This is a genomic window from Tritonibacter mobilis F1926 (genome assembly GCF_000376545.2).
GTDB classification, from domain to species: domain Bacteria; phylum Pseudomonadota; class Alphaproteobacteria; order Rhodobacterales; family Rhodobacteraceae; genus Epibacterium; species Epibacterium mobile.
The window spans coordinates 1,597,599-1,618,752 of sequence record NZ_CP015230.1; the positions used below are offsets into that span (position 1 = coordinate 1,597,599).

A 21,154-nucleotide genomic window follows, 5' to 3' on the forward strand; every position below is an offset into this window, starting at 1 on the left:
GCCATGTCGCTCACGCATTTTGACCAAAAGGGCGACGCCCATATGGTGGACGTCTCCGACAAGGATGTGACCGCACGGATCGCCGTGGCAGAAGGTCATATCAAAATGGAGAAAGCCACTTATGAAACCATCGCCGAGGGCCGCGCCAAGAAGGGCGATGTTCTTTCTGTGGCGCGTCTTGCCGGGATCATGGGGGCCAAGAAAACCGCCGAGCTGATCCCGCTCTGTCACCCGCTGCCCATCACAAAGGTCGCAGTAGAGCTGACCCTGGACCCCGACCTGCCGGGCGTGCGTGTTGAGGGTACAGTCAAAACCACCGGCCAGACCGGCGTCGAGATGGAAGCTCTGACGGCAGTCTCGACCGCCTGCCTTACGGTCTATGACATGGCCAAGGCGGTGGATAAGGCAATGGAAATCGGCGGGATCCGCGTCATGTTGAAAGACGGCGGCAAATCCGGTCGTTACGAGGCGTAACCGATGATCTCCGTCTCTGAGGCCCGCGCCGCGCTGCTTGATCTTGTCTCTGCCGTGGATGTGGAAACCGTCCCTCTGGCGCAGGCGGCGGGCCGTGTGTTGGCACGACCCGTCACCGCAGGGCGCGATCAGCCACCCTTTGATGCCTCCGCCATGGATGGCTATGCAGTGAACGCCGCCGAGGTGGAATTACATGCAATGTTCAAGGTGATTGGCGAGGCCGCTGCCGGACATGGGTTTCAGGGCCGGGTTGGTGCCGGTCAGGCGGTGCGGATCTTTACCGGTGCGCCGGTGCCGGAAGGCGCGAGTTTTGTGGTGATCCAAGAAGACGTTGACCGTAAGGGCGACCTCATCACCATCACCGATGATCCGGGTGATAACGCCAATATCCGCGACCGGGGCCGTGATTTTCGGGTCGGCCAAACCGTCGACGCCCCGCGCATCTTACGCCCTGCTGATATCGCGCTGTTGGCCGCGATGAACATCGCGGAGGTGCCGGTGCGCCGTCGCCCCGTGGTGGCGCTGATGTCCACCGGAGACGAGCTGGTGATGCCCGGTGAGACCCCCGGCCCGGATCAGATCATCGTTTCCAACACCTTTGGTCTCAAGGCGATGCTCGAAGAGCACGGCGCCGAGGTGCGCATGCTGCCCATCGCGCGCGACACCGATGCCTCGCTGCGCACCGCCTTTGGGTTGGCACATGATGCAGATCTGATCGTGACCATCGGCGGTGCCTCGGTCGGTGATCACGATTTGGTTGCGGGTGTGGCCGAAAGCCTCGGGATGGAACGTGCGTTCTATAAGGTTGCGATGCGCCCCGGAAAACCGCTCATGGCGGGGCGCTTTGGCACCGGCGCGATGGTGGGGCTGCCTGGCAATCCGGTCTCTGCCATGATCTGTGGTCGGGTTTTTGTGGTACCGATGCTCTCTGCCATGCTGGGTCTCCCAACAGCGGCAGAGAACCTGATGAGCGCGCCACTTGCAGCCCCTCTGCCCGCCAATGGCCCACGCCAGCACTATATGCGCGCCATGTGGAAGGATGCGGGCCTGCAGGCCTTTGACAGTCAGGACAGCTCTCTGCTCTCGGTTCTGGCGCAGGCCGAAGCGCTGATCGTGCGCCCGCCGCATGACCCTGCCCGCGATGTCGGCGAGCGTGTGAATTACCTCGCAATCTGAGCCTCCACGCGCTGTACTCAACGGCGCACTCAGCAGAAAACCTAGCCTCTACTGCCACTTGATTGAGCATTTTATGTTCTCATCATGATCGGAGCCGTTGACACAAAACGGGAACATGAATAGAACATAAACAAAAGGTATCGTGCAGAGGGGACAGATATGCTGACGAAAAAGCAGCTTCAGCTTTTGGAGTTTATTCACAAGCGTCTGCAAAAGGACGGCGTCCCGCCCAGTTTTGACGAGATGAAAATCGCGCTGGATCTGCGCTCGAAATCCGGCATTCACCGCCTGATTACAGCGCTTGAGGAACGCGGCTTTATCCGTCGCCTCGCCCACCGCGCCCGCGCGATTGAGGTGATCCGCCTGCCCGACAGCCTCGGCGGCAATCCAGATAGTTTCCAGCCCAAGGTCATTGCAGGCGGCAAGGATCAAAACGCTCCAAAAGCAGAGTTAAAACCTGTGGTGGACAACGGCGCCACAGAACTCGCCGTGATGGGTCGCATCGCCGCCGGTGTGCCGATTGAGGCGATCAGCCAGGCCTCCGCCCATGTGGCGGTGCCCAATGCCATGTTGTCCAGCGCCGGTCAGCATTACGCATTGGAGGTACGCGGCGATTCCATGATCGATGCGGGCATCAATGATGGCGATGTGGTGGTCATTCGTGAAACAGACGCGGCTGATAACGGTGATATCGTCGTCGCGCTTGTTGAGGGGCATGAGGCGACGCTCAAACGTTACGAGCGTAAGGGCCGTATGATTGAACTGCATGCCGCCAACCCGGCCTATCCAACCCGCAGCTATTCCGAGGATCAGGTTAAGGTGCAGGGGCGCCTTGTTGGTCTGATCCGTACCTACTGATCCAAACGATCACCTCAAAACACCATATAACGCCCGGTTGCACTGCTGCAGCCGGGCGTCTTTGGTTAGCGCGCAGACCACAGGCGGCGCGCGCCCGCATTGGCTGTGATCATTTCGCCCCGCTGCGTATAGGCGATGCTGCCTGTGTCGCGCAGCGCTTTGGGGGTGAGCCAGAGGCATTCCCCATCTGGGGCCTCAGCCTCTATTGAGAGCACGATCACCTCATGCGGCGCGCAGCTCATTTTCCATTCGCTCAACCCGGTTTTGCCCAAAACATGCACAAAATGGCGTTCAACGGCCTGAAACGTCTGCACCTTTCCCTGTTGTCGCGCGGGCACGCGATCAAAGGCCTCTACCTGATCCGCGCCATCACCGTCGTTTTCCAGCCAGATCCCCGCGACAAAACTCTTGCCGCGCGGTCGAGACAGGGCGCGCCCCTCTGATGTCATGACCCCAACCAACCCACCATCGGCAGAGATCAGAACCTCTGGTCGTGGGGAGGAGGGCCAGAAGAACAGCGCCACGCCGATGGGCGCAAGTCCGACCCAGCGCAACCGCCCCTGCCACAGCAGCACCAGCAACGCGCCCATGACCAGCACCGGCAACATCCACGGCTCTGGCGCGACCACCTGACCGCGGGCACCGGGCCAGCCGGCGACAGTGTCGGCAACGGTCAAAATCCAGCTGATCCCCTGTGACATGATCCAGAATCCAACCGCACTGCCCCCAAATGGCGCAAGGCAGATCGCCAGAACCGCGCCCGGCACCACGACCGCGCCCATGACAGGTACTGCTGCGAGATTCGCAATCAGCCCGTAATGCGAGACCATATTGAAATGGGCCGCACCAAACGGCGCTGTCGCCACGCCCGCCACAAGCGAGGACACCACAAGTGCTCCAACCCAACGCAGCGCGCCTCCTAAGTGACCGCCGCGTCCCGGTCGAAACATCGGCTGCACCACCCGAAACACCACCACCAGCGCCAGTGTCGCAGCAAAGCTCATCTGGAACCCGGCGCTCAGCAGGCTTTCGGGGCGGCGCAGCAGTACCAGCACCGCCGCAAAGGCGACCGCCCGCACGGATATCGCGCGCCGGTCCATCAGCACCGCCACCAGCATCACCGCCACCATCAAGAACGCCCGTTCGGTGGCAACGTTTGCACCGGACAACAGCAGATAGCCAAAGCTTGCGACCAGTGCGACGGCGGCAGAGATTTTCTTGACCGGCCATCGCAACGCGATTCTGGGCCAAAGCGCAAAACCTCGGCGCAGGCTGGCAAAGATCACGCCAGCAAACAGGCCCATGTGCAGCCCGGATATGGCCAGAAGATGCGCCAGATTGCTGGCGCGCAGATCCTCGGTCACTTGTCTTGGCACATGGGCGCGATCTCCGGTGATGAGCGCGGTTGCAACGCCGCCCGTCCGCTCTGGCATCGAAGCGCGCACCCAATCGGAGAACCGCGCCCGGATGGTGGCCACCGGCAATACCTCTGGCGGGCCGCTGCGCAAAACGGGCACCCGGCTATAGCCGACCGCACCAAGCCCTAAAAACCATGCGTGCCGCCGAAAATCGAACCCTCCCGGCTCTGCCGGACCTTGCGGCGGGGACAGATGCGCAGTGGTCATTACCCATGATCCCGGCTCTGGTGGGGCGCCGTCGAACAGTGAGATCCGCACCCGACCTGGCGTGCGCGCAGGTGACATATCCCTCAGACGCACCTGTCCCAACGTGATCCGCATTGCGTCCGAGGCCGAACGATCCACCGAAAGAACCTGCCCCTCGACGGGACCATAGTAGCGAAACGTCAGCACAGGCGCACCCACCTGATGCGCCCTCAGTCCCATGTAGCAAAAGCCCATACCGACCAAGACCAACGCCCCCGCCAGTAGCCCCAGACCGTCACCGCGCCGCGCGCAGAAACCAAGCACCAACGAGACCGCAAGGACGCCTGCATAAATCTGCAGGGTTGGTTCGTTCGACATGAGAAAATAGAGCCCGATCCCAAGGCCAAAACACACGGGAACCCAGGGAAACAGATGTCCCCGCTGGGCCTGTAGCATTGCATCAAGAGCGCCTGAGATGCGCACGCTTGCTCCCTGCCTTCTGGCTCGGTACACAGGCGTCAAACGTTGAACCCTCAAGGTTTCCAAAAGGTAAATGCCCCACATGTCCCAACCGGTCGTCACCCGCTTCGCTCCCTCGCCCACCGGCTTTCTGCATATCGGCGGTGCCCGCACCGCGCTGTTCAACTGGCTCTATGCACGCGGACGTGGCGGCAAGTTCCTGTTGCGCATTGAGGATACCGACCGGGCGCGTTCCACCCCCGAAGCCACCGCAGCCATTTTGCAGGGCATGGCGTGGCTGGGTCTGGATCATGACGGCGAGGTGGTAAGCCAGTTTGAAGGTGCCGCGCGTCACGCCGAGGTCGCCCATCAGTTGCTCGCCGAGGGCAAAGCCTACAAGTGTTTCTCCACACAGGACGAAATCGCTGCCTTCCGCGAGGCTGCCAAGGCCGAGGGCAAATCGACCCTGTTTCATTCGCCGTGGCGCGACACCCCCGAATCTGATCACCCGGACGCGCCTTTCGCGATCCGCATCAAGGCTCCCAAAGATGGCGAGACCACCATCCGTGACGAGGTTCAGGGCGATGTGACCATCAAAAATGCGCAACTGGACGATATGATCCTGCTGCGCTCGGATGGCACGCCGGTCTACATGCTGGCCGTGGTGGTGGACGATCACGATATGGGTGTGACGCATGTGATCCGCGGTGATGACCACCTGATGAATGCCGCGCGTCAGATGATGATCTACGAGGCCATGGGCTGGGATGTCCCGGTCTATGCCCATATCCCGCTTATTCATGGCTCTGACGGTAAAAAACTCTCCAAACGCCACGGCGCACTCGGGGCGCAGGAATATCAGGCCATGGGCTACCCGGCAGCAGGTATGCGCAATTATCTTGCGCGCTTGGGCTGGTCACATGGCGATGACGAATTTTTCACCGATACGCAGGCCAAAGAGTGGTTCGACCTGAGCGGAATCGGCAAAAGCCCTGCCCGCTTTGACACCAAGAAGCTGGAGAACCTCTGCGGCCAACATATTGCAATTGCTGAGGATGCTGCATTGCGGCAGGAGATTGAGGCTTATCTGGAGGCCGCAGGTCAGCCCACGCTAAGTGACGTACAGTCACAAGGGCTGGAACGCGCTATGTTCTGCCTCAAGGACCGGGCAAAGACTTTCCCTGAACTCCTTGAAAAAGCCCATTTTGTGCTTACTTCACGTCCATTGGATCGCGATGCAAAGGCAGAAAAAGCACTCGATTCAGTATCCCTTGGTATACTGGGCGAATTGACGCCGCATCTGCAAAATGCTAGCTGGTCGCGAGACGAACTAGAGGCCGCCCTGAATGAATTTGCCGCGGCCAAAGACACGAAGTTTGGCAAATTGGCTGGCCCCCTTCGGGCTGTGCTTGCAGGCCGCGCGGTAACGCCTTCGGTCTTCGATATGATGATTTGCTTGGGCCGCGAAGAAACACTGGCCCGGCTCAAGGACGTAACAGGCTAAGCGCCCGCAAAAGATCTGTCGTTAAGGTCTGGGTAAGCCCGTTCGTATAGGACTGCGCCTGCGTCGCCAATGACGCGGGCGCCCCGCTGCGCGGGACGGGCCACCCGCCCTCTCTGCGCCTGTAACAGGAAGGGACATCTATGACCGATACACAGAAAACTGCCCAGCTCAGCCTGAATGGTGAGACTTACGATCTTCCCATCTTCTCGCCGTCTGCAGGGCCTGATGTTCTGGACATCCGCAAACTCTACGCGCAGGCCGGGGTTTTCACCTATGATCCGGGTTTCACCTCGACCGCGAGCTGTGACAGCACCATCACCTATATCGACGGTGACGAAGGCATCCTGCTGCATCGTGGCTACCCCATCGACCAATTGGCGGGTAAATCCCATTACTTAGAGGTCTGCTATCTGCTGCTCTACGGTGAGCTGCCGACCGCGACCCAGCTTGAAGATTTTGAGACCCGTGTGACCCGTCACACCATGGTCCACGAGCAGATGCACAACTTCTTCCGTGGTTTCCGCCGTGACGCACACCCGATGGCAACCCTCGTGGGTGTTGTTGGTGCCATGTCCGCGTTCTACCACGATTCCACCGATATCGCCGATCCGTGGCAGCGCGAAGTGGCGGCCATCCGTCTGATCGCGAAGCTGCCGACCATCGCGGCGATGGCCTATAAATATTCCATCGGCCAGCCGTTTGTGTATCCGCGCAATGATCTGGATTATGCCGCGAACTTCCTGCACATGTGTTTCTCGGTTCCGGCAGAAGACTACAATGTCGACCCGATCCTCGCCCGTGCAATGGACCGCATCTTTACTCTGCATGCGGACCACGAACAGAACGCCTCAACCTCGACTGTGCGTCTGGCCTCCTCCTCGGGCGCCAACCCGTTCGCCTGTATCGCGGCCGGCATCGCCTGCCTCTGGGGTCCCGCACATGGTGGTGCCAACCAGGCCTGCCTTGAGATGCTCAAGGAAATCGGCTCGGTTGATCGCATCCCTGAGTTCATCGCGCGCGCCAAGGACAAAAACGATCCGTTCCGCCTGATGGGCTTTGGTCACCGTGTCTACAAAAACACCGACCCGCGCGCCAAGGTGCTGAAGCAATCCGCCGACGAGGTGCTGGAGCTTCTGGGTGTTGAGAACAACCCGCTCCTGCAGGTTGCCAAGGAACTGGAGCAAACCGCGCTCAACGATCCTTACTTCATCGAGAAGAAACTGTTCCCGAACGTGGACTTCTACTCGGGCATTATCCTTGAGGCGATGGGCTTCCCGACCTCCATGTTCACCCCGATCTTTGCGCTGTCGCGCACCGTCGGCTGGATCTCCCAGTGGAAGGAAATGATCGGTGATCCGCAGAACAAAATCGGCCGTCCGCGCCAATTGTATCTCGGTGAGACACAGCGCGATTACGTCGACATCGAAAACCGCTGATTACATTTGGTAATTCGCACGATGCGCCGCCCGATCTCTTCGGGCGGCGCAATTCGTTAAAGCACTGAAAACAAACACATCTATATATTCTGAATTATCAATTCGAAGCGATTGTTGTCAGTTTGGAAACTTTTCGTTTTCTTAAATGAAGCATAAAATTGTCCGCGCATCAGAGTTTTGCCGTAAACAATCCATGAATTTGCCAGCCATGCCGCAGCTACGTGGTGGACCTGGGCACTGATTTTTCTTGAACCGGCCGGATTTGCGACTGGGCCAGTGGAGTAAACCAATGTTGATGCTTGCAATGATCGGCACGCTTGCCGTTGTGGGCGCGTTCATCGCGCTGGATGATGATGGGGATGACCTCAACGAGGACAACACCCCCGATAACATCTTGAACGGGACCGCAGAAGGCGAACCACTTGACGGCACCGAAGGGCGGGATCTGATTTCGCTCGGTGAAGGGGATGACCGCAGCTTTGGTGGTGATGGCAATGACACCATCAACGGCGAAGAAGGGGCGGACGCGCTTCACGGCGAGAACGGGGATGATGACCTGTACGGCGGCGAAGGAACCGACGATCTCTATGGCGGCGCAGGCGATGACTTCATCTCTGGTGGCGCGGATGCCGATATCCTCGAAGGTGGATCAGGCGATGACCGGATGACCGGCGGCGGCGGCCTTGATGTGCTGCGCGGGGGCGAAGGCAACGACACCATGAACGGTAGTCTCGGGCAGGATCTCCTCACCGGCGACGAAGGCAACGACAGCCTCAGCGGTGGCTATGGTTCCGACGGTCTCTATGGCGGCAGCGGAGCCGATACGCTTGATGGCGGTGCTGGTAATGATCTCTTGAATGGTGGGGATATGCTGATCGACCCGGCAAGCTCCTCCTCGATCACATTGCGTCAAATGTTCCTTGAGGGCGGCGCACCAAGCCAACTTGGCCTCGCGATTGAAGACGATGGCGAGAGCGACGTCCTGACCGGCGGCGATGGCGACGATACGCTGATCGGCGGTGCGGGTGACATCCTCACAGGCGGTAGCGGCGTGGACGAGTATCGGCTTGGCGATTGGATGGACGCCGGAGAGGCTGCCATCATTCGTGACTTCGATGTGGAAGACGAGGTTGTGTATTATGAATTTTCCGGCAGAGCACCGGATTTGGACTATACCCGTGTCGTTAATTCCGACGGGACATCCGATATCGAAGTGACCGTGAATGGCGAGGTTGTTGCCTACCTCGAAAACGCCGCTGAAGGCTTTGATTTGGCGTCCAATGTTCGCTTGGTTCCGGCTTGATCCAAACGCCTGATTTCAAAACAAAAGCCGCCCTCAATCGGGGCGGCTTTTCCTGTGTTATAAAAGGTGACTCAGCGCCCCTCAAAATCCGGTTTGCGCTTGTCCACAAAGGCGGTGACGCCTTCCATAAAATCACGGCTTCGACCCAATTCGCCCTGCAAATGCGCCTCCAGTGACAATTGATCAGGCAGGCTGTTGTTGGTGGATTGACGCAGCGCTTGCTTGATCGCGCCAAAGGCCTTTGACGGCCCGCTGGCCAGATAGGATGCGCGCGCGCGCCAATGCGCCGCAAACTCCGCATCAGGCACCGCTTCCCAGATCATGCCCCAGTCGCTGGCCTGACGGGCCGAGATCTTATCGGCAAAAAGCGCAGCCCCCATGGCCTTGGCCAGTCCCATCTGGCGCGGCATGAACCACGTCCCACCCGCATCCGGCATCAGCCCGATCTTGGCAAAGGCCTGCAGGAAATAGGCGCGCTCATTGGCGATCACCACATCCGCAGCCAGTGCCAGATTGGCGCCTGCACCGGCGGCGGGTCCGTTTACCGCAGAAATCGTTGGCACCGGACAGTTGTAGATCGCCTCCAGCATGGGGGTATATTCATCGCGCAGGGTGCGCTCCAGATCGATTTGGTTGCCGCTGGAGGATGCATCTTTGAGGTCCTGACCGGTGCAAAATGCATTGCCCGCCCCGGTCAGGACCACCGCACGCGCCTCGGCTGCGGCCGCTTTCATCGCATGGGTGATCTCCGCCCGCATCTGGCTGGTGAGCGCATTCATGCTCTGCGGGCGGTTCAAGGTCACGGTCGCCAGCCCGTCTGCAAGCGAATACTGAATGTCGCGGTAGTCCATGCGTGAAATATCCCTGTTCGAGTTATGCGCATGTTGACCTAAGCATCCGCCTGCGAAAAGACAAACGCCGCGTCAGGCAATCTGTGGCTTTTCTTGCGCTTTTTGTCGCTCTGCGAGGACTGACAGCAGCGCGGCGCCATGTGCATCTATCGGCGTTTCGACCCGCGCGTAGTCTGACCCATCGCGATTGCGGGTCAAAAGCTGCATCTCGATCAGGCTGCGCCGGATCTGGGCTGCATCGTGAAAGCTACAGTGCTCGTCAATCAGCGCCGAGATTTGCCGCTCGCTCCAACGTTCACGGGCCGGCAGTCGCGCCCAGATCACCCAGAGGCACAGCTCGCGCACCCCGCGCCGTGTCGGCCAGCTTTCCCAGCGTCCACGACCGTCGAAATAGCGCGCCGCACGCGCGATGCGCTTGTGGTCAATCTCTGGCATGGGCGGGTTCTGGCTGCGCAGGTGCTGGAAATTGCGATACCCTGCAGCGCGGGCCACATGGTTCAGCATCTCCACATGGCTTGGTGCCTCGCTGAGGGCGTTGCGCAGCTGTTTGGCAAAATCTGACACATCGGGAATGGTCAGGCGGATCACATCCTTGGACATCATGTCCTCCATTTATACAGGATGCCGGGCATGGCTCAGGCCATACGGATGTCCGCCCTTGTCCAAAGGCACCCCGATCAGGAGTCCAGTGACATGATGTTTAACGCAGGTTTAGCGTGTGGCGGAGCCTTGGTGAACTGCGGACCAAGGCCTCTTTAGCAATTTATGCCGATCGAGGCAATCCGCCCGCGTCTCGCTATCAGACGTCAGTCCTTGAGGATTTCCTTAAGGCGCGCCTCTTCTTCCTCTGTCAGGCCCTTGGACTCTGCCCCGCCCGCCGCCGTGGCGCGTTTGCGCAGATACAAAAGCGCGATCAGCAGCGCCAGCACCAGCATCATCGGTCCCGCCGCCCAGAGAATCCAGTTGGCCCCGCGCACGGTCGGTTTTAGCAGCACATATTCGCCATAGCGATCCACGATGAAGTCGACGGCCTCGTCGTCGCTGTCTCCCGCCACCAGACGCTCGCGCACCAACAAGCGCAGGTCGCGGGCCAGATCGGCGTTGGATTCATCGATGCTTTCATTGCGACACACAAGGCATCGCAGCCCTTCCGAGAGGGAGCGTGCGCGCTCTTCCAGCACCGGATCGTCCAGCACCTCATCCGGCTGCACCGCATATGCAGGCGACAGGCTAAGGAGCAGGATTGCAAGACTTGCCTTGATGAAGCGTATCATTCGGCAGGCACTCCCCGTGCGGGGGCTTTGCGTACACCGGCGGCGACTCGGAACCGGCGATCTGAAAGGCTCAGCAATCCGCCAAGCGCCATCAGGAGACAGCCCCCCCAGATCCAGTTGGCAAAGGGTTTGATATAGGTGCGCATGGTGAAGCCGCCGCTGTCCTGCGCATCGCCTAACACCACATAAAGATCACGGGTGAACCGGTAATCAATCGCCGCCTCGGTGGTGGGCATCTGCGCCACTGGGTAGACCCGCTTTTCAGGCCGCAGAGTGGCCACCTTGCTGCCGTTCCGCGATACCTCAACCACGCCCATAGTGGTGAAATAATTGGGGCCGCGCCCCTCTTCGACCGAGGTCAGCACCATATCGTAAGAGCCAACACGGAAGGGCTCATTCAGGTTGGCGACCCGGATGTCCTCGGTCTGCCATGCTGTGAGACCCGCGATGGCAAAGATGGTCACACCAAGCCCCGCATGGGCGACGGCCTTACCCCAATCCGCGCGCGGCAAACGCATCAGGCGCGACAGGCGATCAGAGCGCCCTGCCCGCTGCAGCAGATCCGTTGCCGCTCCGCTGACGATCCACGCACCAAGCATCGCGCCAACCGGGCCAAGCAGGCTCTTTTCGGTTTGCATCGTCCACGCCAGCCCGGCAACCGCCAGCGCCAGCGCAATCCCGTAGCGCAGGGTCCAGAGCGTCTTGGCCCCTTTGCCCCGTTTCCACGGCAGCATCGCACCAATCGGCAAAAGCACCCCAAGCGCCACCATGAAGGGTGGGAAAGCCGCATCAAAGAACGGCGCACCAACGGAAAGTTTGCGGTCAAAAGCCATCTCGGCCACCACTGGCCAAAGCGTGCCAACAAAGACCACAAAGCAGCTCACCGCCAGCAACAGGTTATTGGCCACCAGCGCGCTTTCGCGGCTCACCATAGAGAAGACACCTTTGGCCTCCATCGCCTGCGCGCGCAGTGCAAAGAGCAAGAGCGCGCCGCCGGTGAAAACAGCAAGGATCGCCAGGATCACCACGCCGCGCTCCGGGTCATTAGCGAAGGCATGCACCGAGGTCAGCAATCCAGAGCGGACGATAAATGTCCCGATCAGCGAGAAACCAAAGGCGAGGATCGCCAAGAGGATGGTCCAGCTCTTCAGGCTTTCGCGCTTTTCAACCACGATGGCCGAATGCAGCAGGGCCGCCGCCAGAAGCCATGGCATGAAGGAAGCGTTCTCGACCGGATCCCAGAACCAGAAGCCGCCCCAGCCGAGTTCATAATAGGCCCACCACGATCCCAGCGCGATGCCGATGGTCAGGAAGATCCACGCCGCCAGGGTCCAAGGCCGCACCCAGCGCCCCCATGCCGCGTCAACACGCCCCTCAATCAGGGCCGCGACCGCGAAGGAAAACGCCATCGAGAGGCCCACATAGCCGAGGTATAGAAATGGCGGATGGAAGGCGAGGCCCGGATCTTGCAGCAGCGGGTTCAGATCCTGCCCGTCAAATGGCGGATTTACCAGCCGCAGGAACGGGTTGGACGTAAAGAGGATAAAGCCGAAAAACGCCACGCCAATCGCCGCCTGCACACATAGCACGCGCGCCTTGAGTGTCGGCGGTAAGCCACCACCAAACACCGAGGCCGTTGCGCCAAAGAGGCTCACAATCAGCACCCACAGCAACATAGAGCCCTCGTGGTTCCCCCATGTGCCGGAAATCTTGTAGAGCATGGGTTTGGCCGAATGGCTGTTCAGCGCCACAAGCCGCACCGAGAAATCCGAGGTCACAAAAGCCCACATCAACGCGCCAAAGGAAAAGGCGGTAAACAGGAACTGCGCCTGCGCGGCGGGTTCTGCGACAGCCATCCATCCGGGCCAGCGGTTGTGCGCGCCAATCAGGGGCACGACCATCTGAACGATGGCGATCATGAAGGCTAGGATGAGGGCGAAGTGACCGAGCTCTGTAATCATACTTGCTTCTATATCCGTCTCACGGATCATCGCCAATCACATTCGCCCGCGTCCCCGCGCCGCAGGGGGTGGGCCTCACCCGCCGCGATTTTGATGCCATTCCACAAGCGCTGGATTATCATCTCTTTCGCTTTCTCGTTTCTTATCATAAGATTGCGCGACTGTTTTCAGCTGCTCGATATTCTCAACCGCCTGCGGCACCCGTGCAAGGCTGCGTGCGATGCCTTCCTGAAAGGCTTGTGTCTTGGCCTGACTGCGCGCGCCAAAATAAAACGACACCACGATCCCCAAGAGCCACCAAAGGGGTTCGGGCACCAGCGCAACACCTTGCATACGGGCCGCAAACCACAGCGGGTCCACCATCGCCGCCACCATCAGCCCCAGTGTCCCCAGCGCCAGCATCGGGCGCGGCAGACGGTTGACCCCATCCATGAAGCGATCAAAGCCGCTGCTCTGCCCTGCAAATTCGGCTGCGAACTGCGCCAGTGCTGCGCCTTGCAGGTCATGCGCCCGCACCGCCGCCTGTTCGCTGTTTTCGCGAAAGACCTCTGCGGTCTCGCGGATCACATTGCGCCGATTGCCAAAGAGCATCTCCCAAAGTGTTGAAAACATGGAACCTCCTTCAAGACCAATGCGCTGTACGAGACTGAAACTCTGCCGGGGTCATGTGATAGCGCGGCGCGATGAATTCTTCGGCGCGGCGAATCCAGCCGCCCTTGCCGCCCGCCCGGGTGCGGGCATATTTGCGGCTGCGCGGGCGGCGATCCGCAAGATCGAAATAGTAGTTCCGGCGCGCGATCCCATAGGCATTGACCAGTGCCTCCATATTGACCTGCCCTGCGGCCTGCGCCGCCTTGGCCGTCTGCGGCCCCATGGCGCCATCAACCCGCAGGTCATAGCCCATTTCGCACAAAAGCTCTTGCAGGATGCGCACCGCGTTAGCGCCTGCGTTGACATGCATGTCAAAGACGCTGGCCTGAAGCGGCTCTGGCAGCAGATGCAGACGTGGGCGGCGGAAGTATTCGCGCAGGAAAATTTCTTCGGCCTGCGCGCGATCCAGCGCTTTGACGTCGCGCCGATCCACCGCGCCGTCACCGGTCAGATCAAGGCCAAGCCGGCGCAGAGTGTGAATGGTGACACCATGTTTTGTCGCCCCGCCGGGGTCATCTGGGTCATCCACATAGCCTCCTTCACGGGCGACAATCTCTCGGGCGATTTTTGCGACATCCATGCAAGATCCTCCAATCGGGAACTGGCAGGAAGACTAGCGTTCAGGCCTTGAAATCAGGTGCGCGCGGCGTGCGCCAGATACGCAACGCGCCCGTGCGGTGACCGCCGGGCGCGTGGTAAAACCAGAGACATGCCGAGAGAAAATCAGCTCTCGTCCTCGCGATAGACACCCTGTTCCTTCAGGGCATCCACGACTTCCTTGGGCATGTAGGTCTCATCATGTTTTGCAAGGATTTCAGAGGCTTCAAAGACACCGTTGATATAACGCCCGGTGCCCACCATGCCCTGGTTTTCCTCAAACAGATCCGGCAACACCCCGGTAAAGGTCACCGGCACGCTGGCCCCGCCATCGGTCACGGAAAACAGCACCGCCTCGCCTTGACCGCGTTGCAGGCTGCCTTCTTCGACCAAACCGCCGATGCGGAAGGTCTCGGTCGGTTCGGGCGGCGTCTCCATCACCTGACTGGGCGAGCGGAAGTAGTTGATGCCATCGCGCATCGCATATCCGATGAGCGCCGTGGACCCGATCAGGGCCACGGTCGCAAGCGCTATGATCTGGATTCGCCGCTGCTTCTTCAGGGACTTCATCTGGACCTCTTGTTCAAGGGAACAGCGGTGCCATCATCAGCCCGGCTGTTTCCTCTTCACCTAACATCAGGTTCGCATTCTGCAAGGCCTGACCGCTGCTACCTTTTGTCAGGTTATCCAGCGCCACGATGACAATTGCCCGCCCGTCAATGCGATCCCCCGTCACCCCGATATGAACGAAGTTCGAGCCGCGCACATGGTGGGTCGAGGGGGCCTCGCCAAAGGGCAGCAGCTCGATAAAGGGCTCGTCGGCATAGGCCTTCGCGAAGGTCTCATAGATCTTTTGCGCATCGCCTTTGACATAGGTGGTCGCCAAGATGCCCCGGTTCACGGGCAGCAGATGCGGTGTGAACTGAACCTGCACGGGACGCCCCGCCAGCAAAGAGAATTCCTGATCGAACTCGCCTTGATGCCGGTGAGTACCGCCAATAGCATAGGCGTTGTAACCCTCGCTCAGTTCCGCGTGCAGCAGGTTTTCCTTGAGCGCCCGCCCGGCGCCGGAGACCGCGCATTTCATATCCAGAATGATCTCATCCAGATCAATAACGCCCGCCGAGATAAGCGGCCGCAAGGCGAACTGCCCGGTTGCGGCGTTGCAGCCCGTGCCCGCCACCAGCCGCGCCGATCTGATCTCATCGCGGTAGAATTCGGTGAGGCCATAGACCGCCTCTTTTTGCTGCTCCAGCGCCGCATGCGGGTTGCCGTACCATTTCTGATAGGCCTCCGGGTCGCGCAGCCGGAAATCCGCCGATAGATCGACGATTTTCAGATCACCGGGCAGTTTGGCGATCACCTCCTGGCTGGTCTTATGCGGCAGCGCACAGAAACACAGATCGATCTGAGAGAAGTCAATTTCCTCGATCTTGCAAAGGGTTGGTAGCGAAAGATGACGCAGATGCGGGAACACATCTGCCATCTCCATGCCTGCCTTGCGCTCGGCGGCGAGGGCTTTGAGGGTGATGTTTGGGTGCTGAGAAATTAGCCGGATCAGCTCTGCGCCAGTGTAGCCGGACGCACCAAGGATTGCCACGTTATGGGTCATGTCGAGACCTCGAATTGTTCATGTGTCAGTAGGGCCTGCATCAGTCGCAGACAGGAAATCAGGTTGGACGTGAAGGTACGAGACCTCAGGCCGCTTCAAAAGTGATTTCTCGTCGCAAGAACTGCGTCGCGCGGCTGCTGACACGTCCGGCATTCCCGGTGGTCAGATAGCCTGCCGCACCGCCGCCGATCATATCGGGGCGACGCTCAAGATAATGCGCGAGGCTGTCGGCCACCAGACGGCCCTGGCTGAACACCTGCACATCCGGCCCCAGCGCCTTTTGAAAGATGTCCTCCATCAGCGGATAATGGGTGCAGCCCAAAATCGCCGCCTCGGGACGGGGCATCTTGCGCAACAGCGCGTCGACGTGGCTGTTGACCAGCGCCTCGGCAAGGATCATGTCGCCCTCTTCGATGGCGTCGACCACGCCACCGCAGGCCTGCGCTTCGACGTCGACGCCAATGGCGCGAAAGGCCAGCTCGCGTTGGAACGCGCGGCTTGCCACAGTGGCGGGGGTTGCAAACAGCGCCACATGTTTCACGGCCACCTCACGCGGGGGCGAATTGTCGCCCCACTGGCGTTCGGTCAGCGCCTCGATCAAGGGCACAAACACGCCAAGCACCCGCTTGCCCTCAGGTACGCCCGCCTCCTGCATCCGCCGCAGGGCCGCCGCCGAGGCGGTGTTGCAGGCCAGGATCACCAGATTGCAGCCGCGATTCCACATGTCGTGCACCGCCTTGTGGGTCAGCTGATAGATGTCTTCGGCATCGCGCACCCCATAAGGCGCGTGGCTGTTGTCGCCATAGTAGAGGAAATCCACATCCGGCAGGCGCTTTTGCGCCGCGTCCAGAACCGTCAGACCACCAAGACCGGAATCAAAAATACCAACTGCCATGTCACACTGCCTTTGGGTGTGCGGACCCGTTCAGGCCCGGTGTTTTTCTTCGAACTCAAACCCGTAGTCATAGGATTTGAGCGGTGTTGGAGACAGCTCATACGTGGCTTTGCGCAGGAAATCCATCATTGCTTTGGAGTCCTTGGCCAGCGGGTCCAGCACATCACGGCCAATCGGATCGCCAACCACAACCCGGACCGGGGTGCCAACGCGCTTTCGAAACTCCTTGATCAGAAGCCCCATACGCAGCGTGTAATGCAGATGCGAGGCAATCTGGAACAGCCGCGAGGTATGGCCGTCAAAATACAAAGGCACCACAACCGCATCGGATTTAGCCACCATCCGCGCGGTAAAGCCGCGCCAGCCCGGATCCATCGGATGGGCAAAGGGTTTGGACGCCGTAGAGACCGTGCCGCCCGGAAAAATCCCAATCGCGCCACCCTGCCCCAAGTAATCGAGCGCATCCTTGCGAGTTTGCAGATTGACCTTCACTGCTTCTTTGGTTTCGGCAAAATCGATCGGCAGGATCGCTTTGTTCAGATCCTCAGCCTTGCGAAACACCTGATGCGCCAGAATGCGAAAATCCCCCCGCGTGCGCGACAGGATATGCCCCATCATCAGCCCATCAAGGATACCGTAGGGGTGGTTTGCAATCAGGATCACCGCCTTGTCGCGCGGGATATTGTCGAGACTGCCACCCACCACATCAAGGCTGAGACCGTAGCGTTCGACGATCACGTCCCAAAAACTGCGCCCCGAGGCCACCTCGGAATCATAGCCCTTGGCGCGCTTTATCAGCCGCAAACGACCGGTGGTGTTTTCCATCAGGCGGATCATGATCCGACCCGGCCGCGTCTCGGCGGAGTGGGAATACGAGATATCGCGCGCGATATGGCGACGCTCAAGCATGTCTTTGTGATCTCCGTAAAGACAAGAATATTACGCCTGAATGACAGGCCTCGGCCTGCCTAAGGCTGGGCGCGCATTTAGCCCAGCCTTGGTAACACATTCATGACATCCACTCAAAACCTGAGTGGCGCATCCTGCCTTACTCAGCGGCTGATTTTAGCGCATCTGGCCCCTGTTTGAGCGCGATCAGCAATTCCTCGCGCCGTTTGGCGGCTTGTTGTTCGCTCTTTCGCTTTACAGGGCCAAAGCCGCGGATCTGCAGTGGCAGCTCCGCCAAAGCCACAAGCGCATCCCTATCGACGCTCTCTGCCTTGGGCAGCCACGCTTTCATGTCGGCCTCATATTGCTTGATGAGTGCGCGCTCCATCTTGCGCTCGGCTGTGTAACCAAAGAGATCAAGCGGCGTGCCGCGCAGGGATTTAAGCTTGGCAAGGATACGGAACAGCCGCTCCGTGCTTGGGCCAAATTTGCGCTTCTTGGGGCGACCGTTGGCATCCTTGCCACCCATGATAGGCGGTGCGAGATTGTAGGAAATCTTCAAATCGCCCTCAAACTCCGCTTCGGCTTTTTCCCGACTGCTCAGCAAAAGTCGCGCAACCTCATACTCGTCCTTATAGGTCAGGAGTTTGTGATAACCCTTTGCTACGGCTTCTTTTAGTCGCACATCAGAGATGCCGCTCAGCAGCTTATCGTAGCGTTTCACCAGCCGCTTACCTTGATATTCCACCAAGCGTGCGCGGCGATAGGCAATCTTATCATCAAGCGATTTTGGCAGTTGTACCACGCCGGGCGTCAAGAGGCCTGCAGCATCCTCCGGATAGAGCACCGCCCAGCGACCAATGTCAAAGGCACGCAGGTTTTTTTCAACCGCCGCACCGTTCAGCTCAATGGCCTGTTTGATCGCATCAAAGCTCACCGGGATCAGACCCCGCTGCCACGCCGCGCCAAAGACCATCATGTTGGAGAAAATCGAATCTCCCATGCTGACACGCGCCAATTCCGAAGCATCAAACAGGTCCACCCGGTCCCGCAATCGTGCCTGAAGGGCGACCTGCAACCTGTCGCTTGGCAAGGAGAAGTCGGTGTTGCGGGTGAATTCCCCGGTGATGATTTCATGGCTGTTGACCACCGCACCGGTGCGCCCGGTGGAGGTCAGGCCAAGGGTCTTGGCCCCCGCGCTCACCACCAGATCACCGCCGATCAGCGCATGCGCCTCGCCAGTGGCCACGCGGATGGCGCTGATGTCTTCGGGACGATTGGCGAGGCGGCAATGGATATGCACCGCGCCACCCTTCTGGGCGAGCCCCGCCATTTCCATCATGCCCGCACCCTTGCCGTCGATCTGCGCCGCCTGCGCAAGCACCGCACCGATGGTCACCACGCCAGTGCCACCAACGCCGGTGATCACCACGTTATGGGTGCCATGGATTTCGGGCAATTGCGGCTCGGGCAGCTCCGGCAGTTCCAGACTGGTGGTTGCGCTCTTCTTGATCTTGGCGCCCTCAATACTGAGGAACGACGGGCAAAACCCGTTGACGCAAGAGAAATCCTTGTTGCAGCTGGATTGATCAATAGCTCGTTTTCGGCCCAGTTCGGTCTCTTTTGGCACGATGGAGACGCAGTTGGATTGCACGCCGCAATCACCGCAGCCCTCGCAGACATCAGAGTTGATGAACACCCGTTGATCCGGGTCCGGGAACAGGCCCTTTTTGCGGCGGCGGCGTTTTTCTGCGGCGCAGGTCTGGATGTAGATTATGGCCGAAACACCCTCCACATCCTCAAACTCACGCTGAACCTTCATCAGGTCCGCCCGCTCATGCATCCGCATGCCGCTTGGGAACAGCTTGGCGTCCACGTCTTCTTTTTCGTCATAGACCACGGCGATGGTCTTCACCCCCATCGCGGTCAATTCATGCGCGATCTGATGCGCCGTGAGGCCCCCTTCGGCCTGCTGACCGCCGGTCATCGCCACCGCATCATTATAGAGGATCTTATAGGTGATATTGGTGCCCTCGGCGAGTGCTGCGCGGATCGCCATCACCCCAGAGTGGTTGTAGGTTCCATCGCCAAGGTTTTGAAAAACATGGCGTCTTTTGGAAAACGGTGCCTCGCCAATCCAGTTGGCACCCTCACCACCCATATGGGTAAAGCCCACGGTCTCGCGGTCCATCCACTGCACCATAAAGTGACAGCCGATGCCCGCGTAAGCGCGCGACCCTTCAGGCAGTTTGGTGGAGGAGTTATGCGGACAGCCAGAACAGAAATACGGCAGACGCGCGGCGATTTCCTCGGCATTGTCAGCCCGGCGCGCATCATCGAGCGCGGCCAGCCCCGCGCGGATCGCCTCGGCGTCGCGGCCTTCTTCGATCAGGATATTGCCCAGTTTTTCGGCAATCATGATGGGGTCGAGGGCATATTTGGTCGGGAACAGCTCCTCGCGATGCATGGTGCCCGCACCGCCCTTGTACCAGCCATAAACCCGGCGGCCGCGCCGGTCGTCAAAGATCGCTTCCTTGATCTGGATCTCGATCAGCTTGCGCTTTTCCTCGACCACCACGATCAGGTCCAGCCCCTCAGCCCAAGCGTTAAAGCCCTTCATATCCATCGGCCATGTCTGGCCCACTTTATAGGTGGTGATGCCCAGACGCTCGGCCATGTTTTCATCGATATTCAAGAGGCTTAGCGCATGAACCAGATCCAGCCAGTTCTTACCGGCGGCGACGAAACCAATCTTGGCACCGGGTTTACCCCAGACCCGTTTGTCCATCTTATTCGCGTGGCTGAAGGCCTCAGCCGCGAACCGTTTATGGTCGATAATGCGGTCTTCCTGACGAAAACGGTCATCGTCAAGGCGGATGTTCAAACCATCGGCGGGCAGGTCAATGTCCGGTATCTTCAGCGCAATCCGGTTCGGGTCGCCATCCACAACGGACGTGACCTCAATCGTATCCTTCATCGTCTTGAGGCCAACCCATAGGCCGGAAAACCGCGACAAAGCATAACCATAGATGCCGTAGTCCAGAATTTCCTGTACGCCTGCGGGGCTGACAATCGGCAGATAACAATCCAGCAAGGACCATTCGGATTGATGCAGCACGGTGGAGCTTTCACCGGTGTGGTCGTCGCCCATCGCAACCAATACGCCGCCGTGTTTCGAAGACCCCGCCATATTGGCATGGCGCAGCGCGTCGCCAGAGCGGTCCACCCCCGGCCCCTTGCCGTACCACAGACCAAAGACGCCGTCGTATTTGCCCTCACCGCGGATTTCCGCCTGCTGCGCGCCCCAGAGCGCGGTGACGGCGAGATCCTCGTTCAGACCGTATTGGAACGTCACGTCAGATTGCGTCAGCAGCTTCTCTGCGCGCTTCATTTGCATATCAACCGCACCAAGCGGCGAGCCGCGATACCCGGTGACCAAACCAGCCGTATTCAGCCCCGCCGCCACATCGCGGGCCTTTTGCATCAGCATCAAACGCACCAGCGCCTGAGTCCCGTTTAGCAAAATTGGTGTCTTTTCCAGATCGTAACGGTCATTGAGCGAGATCTTTTGCGTGCTCATCCGGTCCTCCTCAACCATGACTTGCTAGCAT

At 59.7% G+C, this 21,154-nt stretch carries 18 protein-coding genes; 6 read left to right on the top strand and 12 right to left on the bottom strand.

All coding sequences use genetic code 11. From position 1 onward, the window contains the following. Positions 1 to 3: 3 nt before the first annotated feature. The 3 genes from moaC to lexA all read left to right on the top strand — a co-directional run bounded on the left by moaC (position 4) and on the right by lexA (position 2,508). On the top strand, positions 4 to 474 hold the full coding sequence (moaC, locus tag K529_RS07695; protein ID WP_005639570.1) for a cyclic pyranopterin monophosphate synthase MoaC: 471 nt from the start codon (positions 4 to 6) through the stop codon (positions 472 to 474). A 3-nt stretch (positions 475 to 477) separates the two neighbouring features. Beyond that, a complete protein-coding gene (locus K529_RS07700; protein ID WP_005639573.1) occupies positions 478 to 1,650 on the top strand; it encodes a molybdopterin molybdotransferase MoeA in 1,173 nt (390 codons plus the stop codon). 159 nt (positions 1,651 to 1,809) lie between these two features. Beyond that, positions 1,810 to 2,508 carry a transcriptional repressor LexA gene (lexA, locus tag K529_RS07705; RefSeq protein WP_005639575.1) on the top strand — a complete coding sequence of 233 codons (699 nt, stop codon included), beginning with the start codon at positions 1,810 to 1,812 and terminating at the stop codon, positions 2,506 to 2,508. A 65-nt stretch (positions 2,509 to 2,573) separates the two neighbouring features. On the opposite strand, the gene K529_RS07710 is transcribed toward lexA, so the two are convergent. Beyond that, entirely contained in the window at positions 2,574 to 4,490 is a 1,917-nt protein-coding gene (locus K529_RS07710) for a ComEC/Rec2 family competence protein (protein WP_227512274.1), read from the bottom strand. Between the two features lie 184 nt (positions 4,491 to 4,674). Between K529_RS07710 and gltX the strand changes: the two genes are divergently transcribed. From gltX to K529_RS07725, 3 genes are all read left to right on the top strand, one after another. Then, a complete protein-coding gene (gltX, locus tag K529_RS07715) occupies positions 4,675 to 6,075 on the top strand; it encodes a glutamate--tRNA ligase (RefSeq protein ID WP_005610499.1) in 1,401 nt (466 codons plus the stop codon). A gap of 140 nt (positions 6,076 to 6,215) precedes the next feature. Further along, positions 6,216 to 7,511 carry a citrate synthase gene (gene gltA, locus K529_RS07720; RefSeq protein WP_005610504.1) on the top strand — a complete coding sequence of 432 codons (1,296 nt, stop codon included), beginning with the start codon at positions 6,216 to 6,218 and terminating at the stop codon, positions 7,509 to 7,511. 289 nt (positions 7,512 to 7,800) lie between these two features. Further along, complete coding sequence (locus K529_RS07725) at positions 7,801 to 8,814, top strand: calcium-binding protein (RefSeq protein WP_005610506.1); 1,014 nt, start codon at positions 7,801 to 7,803, stop codon at positions 8,812 to 8,814. 71 nt (positions 8,815 to 8,885) lie between these two features. Here the strand turns inward: K529_RS07725 and K529_RS07730 are convergent, their stop codons facing one another. From K529_RS07730 to K529_RS07780, 11 genes are all read right to left on the bottom strand, one after another. Beyond that, complete coding sequence (locus K529_RS07730) at positions 8,886 to 9,665, bottom strand: enoyl-CoA hydratase-related protein (RefSeq protein ID WP_005610509.1); 780 nt, start codon at positions 9,663 to 9,665, stop codon at positions 8,886 to 8,888. A 72-nt stretch (positions 9,666 to 9,737) separates the two neighbouring features. Beyond that, a complete protein-coding gene (locus K529_RS07735) occupies positions 9,738 to 10,265 on the bottom strand; it encodes a DUF2087 domain-containing protein (protein ID WP_040641349.1) in 528 nt (175 codons plus the stop codon). A gap of 206 nt (positions 10,266 to 10,471) precedes the next feature. Then, complete coding sequence (locus tag K529_RS07740) at positions 10,472 to 10,939, bottom strand: cytochrome c-type biogenesis protein (RefSeq protein WP_005610513.1); 468 nt, start codon at positions 10,937 to 10,939, stop codon at positions 10,472 to 10,474. Then, positions 10,936 to 12,900, bottom strand: coding sequence for a heme lyase CcmF/NrfE family subunit (locus K529_RS07745; protein WP_005610515.1), 1,965 nt, complete (start codon positions 12,898 to 12,900; stop codon positions 10,936 to 10,938). The genes K529_RS07740 and K529_RS07745 overlap by 4 nt, the downstream gene beginning before the upstream one ends. Positions 12,901 to 12,975: 75 nt before the next feature. After that, positions 12,976 to 13,512 carry a holin family protein gene (locus K529_RS07750; RefSeq protein ID WP_005610517.1) on the bottom strand — a complete coding sequence of 179 codons (537 nt, stop codon included), beginning with the start codon at positions 13,510 to 13,512 and terminating at the stop codon, positions 12,976 to 12,978. A gap of 10 nt (positions 13,513 to 13,522) precedes the next feature. Continuing rightward, positions 13,523 to 14,131 carry a holin-associated N-acetylmuramidase gene (locus tag K529_RS07755; RefSeq protein WP_046002144.1) on the bottom strand — a complete coding sequence of 203 codons (609 nt, stop codon included), beginning with the start codon at positions 14,129 to 14,131 and terminating at the stop codon, positions 13,523 to 13,525. Between the two features lie 143 nt (positions 14,132 to 14,274). Further along, positions 14,275 to 14,718: a cytochrome c maturation protein CcmE gene (gene ccmE, locus K529_RS07760; protein WP_005652152.1), complete on the bottom strand. Its 444-nt coding sequence runs from the start codon at positions 14,716 to 14,718 to the stop codon at positions 14,275 to 14,277. A 13-nt stretch (positions 14,719 to 14,731) separates the two neighbouring features. After that, positions 14,732 to 15,760, bottom strand: a complete 1,029-nt coding sequence (argC, locus tag K529_RS07765; protein WP_005652151.1) for an N-acetyl-gamma-glutamyl-phosphate reductase — start codon at positions 15,758 to 15,760, stop codon at positions 14,732 to 14,734. Between the two features lie 85 nt (positions 15,761 to 15,845). After that, positions 15,846 to 16,655, bottom strand: coding sequence for a glutamate racemase (locus K529_RS07770; RefSeq protein ID WP_046002143.1), 810 nt, complete (start codon positions 16,653 to 16,655; stop codon positions 15,846 to 15,848). Positions 16,656 to 16,685: 30 nt separating this feature from the next. Beyond that, positions 16,686 to 17,564 (bottom strand): lysophospholipid acyltransferase family protein, encoded by an 879-nt coding sequence (locus K529_RS07775; protein ID WP_005612064.1) that lies wholly within the window; start codon positions 17,562 to 17,564, stop codon positions 16,686 to 16,688. Between the two features lie 139 nt (positions 17,565 to 17,703). After that, the gene (locus tag K529_RS07780; protein WP_005612066.1) at positions 17,704 to 21,123 is read right to left on the bottom strand and encodes an indolepyruvate ferredoxin oxidoreductase family protein; all 3,420 of its coding nucleotides are present in this window, start codon (positions 21,121 to 21,123) and stop codon (positions 17,704 to 17,706) included. Between the last annotated feature and the right edge of the window lie 31 nt (positions 21,124 to 21,154).

Bases quoted from the DNA above. Each gene is read 5' to 3' on its own strand.
- moaC (WP_005639570.1), top strand. From the start codon at position 4: ATGTCGCTCACGCATTTTGACCAAAAGGGCGACGCCCATATGGTGGAC.
- K529_RS07700 (WP_005639573.1), top strand. From the start codon at position 478: ATGATCTCCGTCTCTGAGGCCCGCGCCGCGCTGCTTGATCTTGTCTCT.
- lexA (WP_005639575.1), top strand. From the start codon at position 1,810: ATGCTGACGAAAAAGCAGCTTCAGCTTTTGGAGTTTATTCACAAGCGT.
- K529_RS07710 (WP_227512274.1), bottom strand. From the start codon at position 4,490: ATGTCGAACGAACCAACCCTGCAGATTTATGCAGGCGTCCTTGCGGTC.
- gltX (WP_005610499.1), top strand. From the start codon at position 4,675: ATGTCCCAACCGGTCGTCACCCGCTTCGCTCCCTCGCCCACCGGCTTT.
- gltA (WP_005610504.1), top strand. From the start codon at position 6,216: ATGACCGATACACAGAAAACTGCCCAGCTCAGCCTGAATGGTGAGACT.
- K529_RS07725 (WP_005610506.1), top strand. From the start codon at position 7,801: ATGTTGATGCTTGCAATGATCGGCACGCTTGCCGTTGTGGGCGCGTTC.
- K529_RS07730 (WP_005610509.1), bottom strand. From the start codon at position 9,665: ATGGACTACCGCGACATTCAGTATTCGCTTGCAGACGGGCTGGCGACC.
- K529_RS07735 (WP_040641349.1), bottom strand. From the start codon at position 10,265: ATGTCCAAGGATGTGATCCGCCTGACCATTCCCGATGTGTCAGATTTT.
- K529_RS07740 (WP_005610513.1), bottom strand. From the start codon at position 10,939: ATGATACGCTTCATCAAGGCAAGTCTTGCAATCCTGCTCCTTAGCCTG.
- K529_RS07745 (WP_005610515.1), bottom strand. From the start codon at position 12,900: ATGATTACAGAGCTCGGTCACTTCGCCCTCATCCTAGCCTTCATGATC.
- K529_RS07750 (WP_005610517.1), bottom strand. From the start codon at position 13,512: ATGTTTTCAACACTTTGGGAGATGCTCTTTGGCAATCGGCGCAATGTG.
- K529_RS07755 (WP_046002144.1), bottom strand. From the start codon at position 14,131: ATGGATGTCGCAAAAATCGCCCGAGAGATTGTCGCCCGTGAAGGAGGC.
- ccmE (WP_005652152.1), bottom strand. From the start codon at position 14,718: ATGAAGTCCCTGAAGAAGCAGCGGCGAATCCAGATCATAGCGCTTGCG.
- argC (WP_005652151.1), bottom strand. From the start codon at position 15,760: ATGACCCATAACGTGGCAATCCTTGGTGCGTCCGGCTACACTGGCGCA.
- K529_RS07770 (WP_046002143.1), bottom strand. From the start codon at position 16,655: ATGGCAGTTGGTATTTTTGATTCCGGTCTTGGTGGTCTGACGGTTCTG.
- K529_RS07775 (WP_005612064.1), bottom strand. From the start codon at position 17,564: ATGCTTGAGCGTCGCCATATCGCGCGCGATATCTCGTATTCCCACTCC.
- K529_RS07780 (WP_005612066.1), bottom strand. From the start codon at position 21,123: ATGAGCACGCAAAAGATCTCGCTCAATGACCGTTACGATCTGGAAAAG.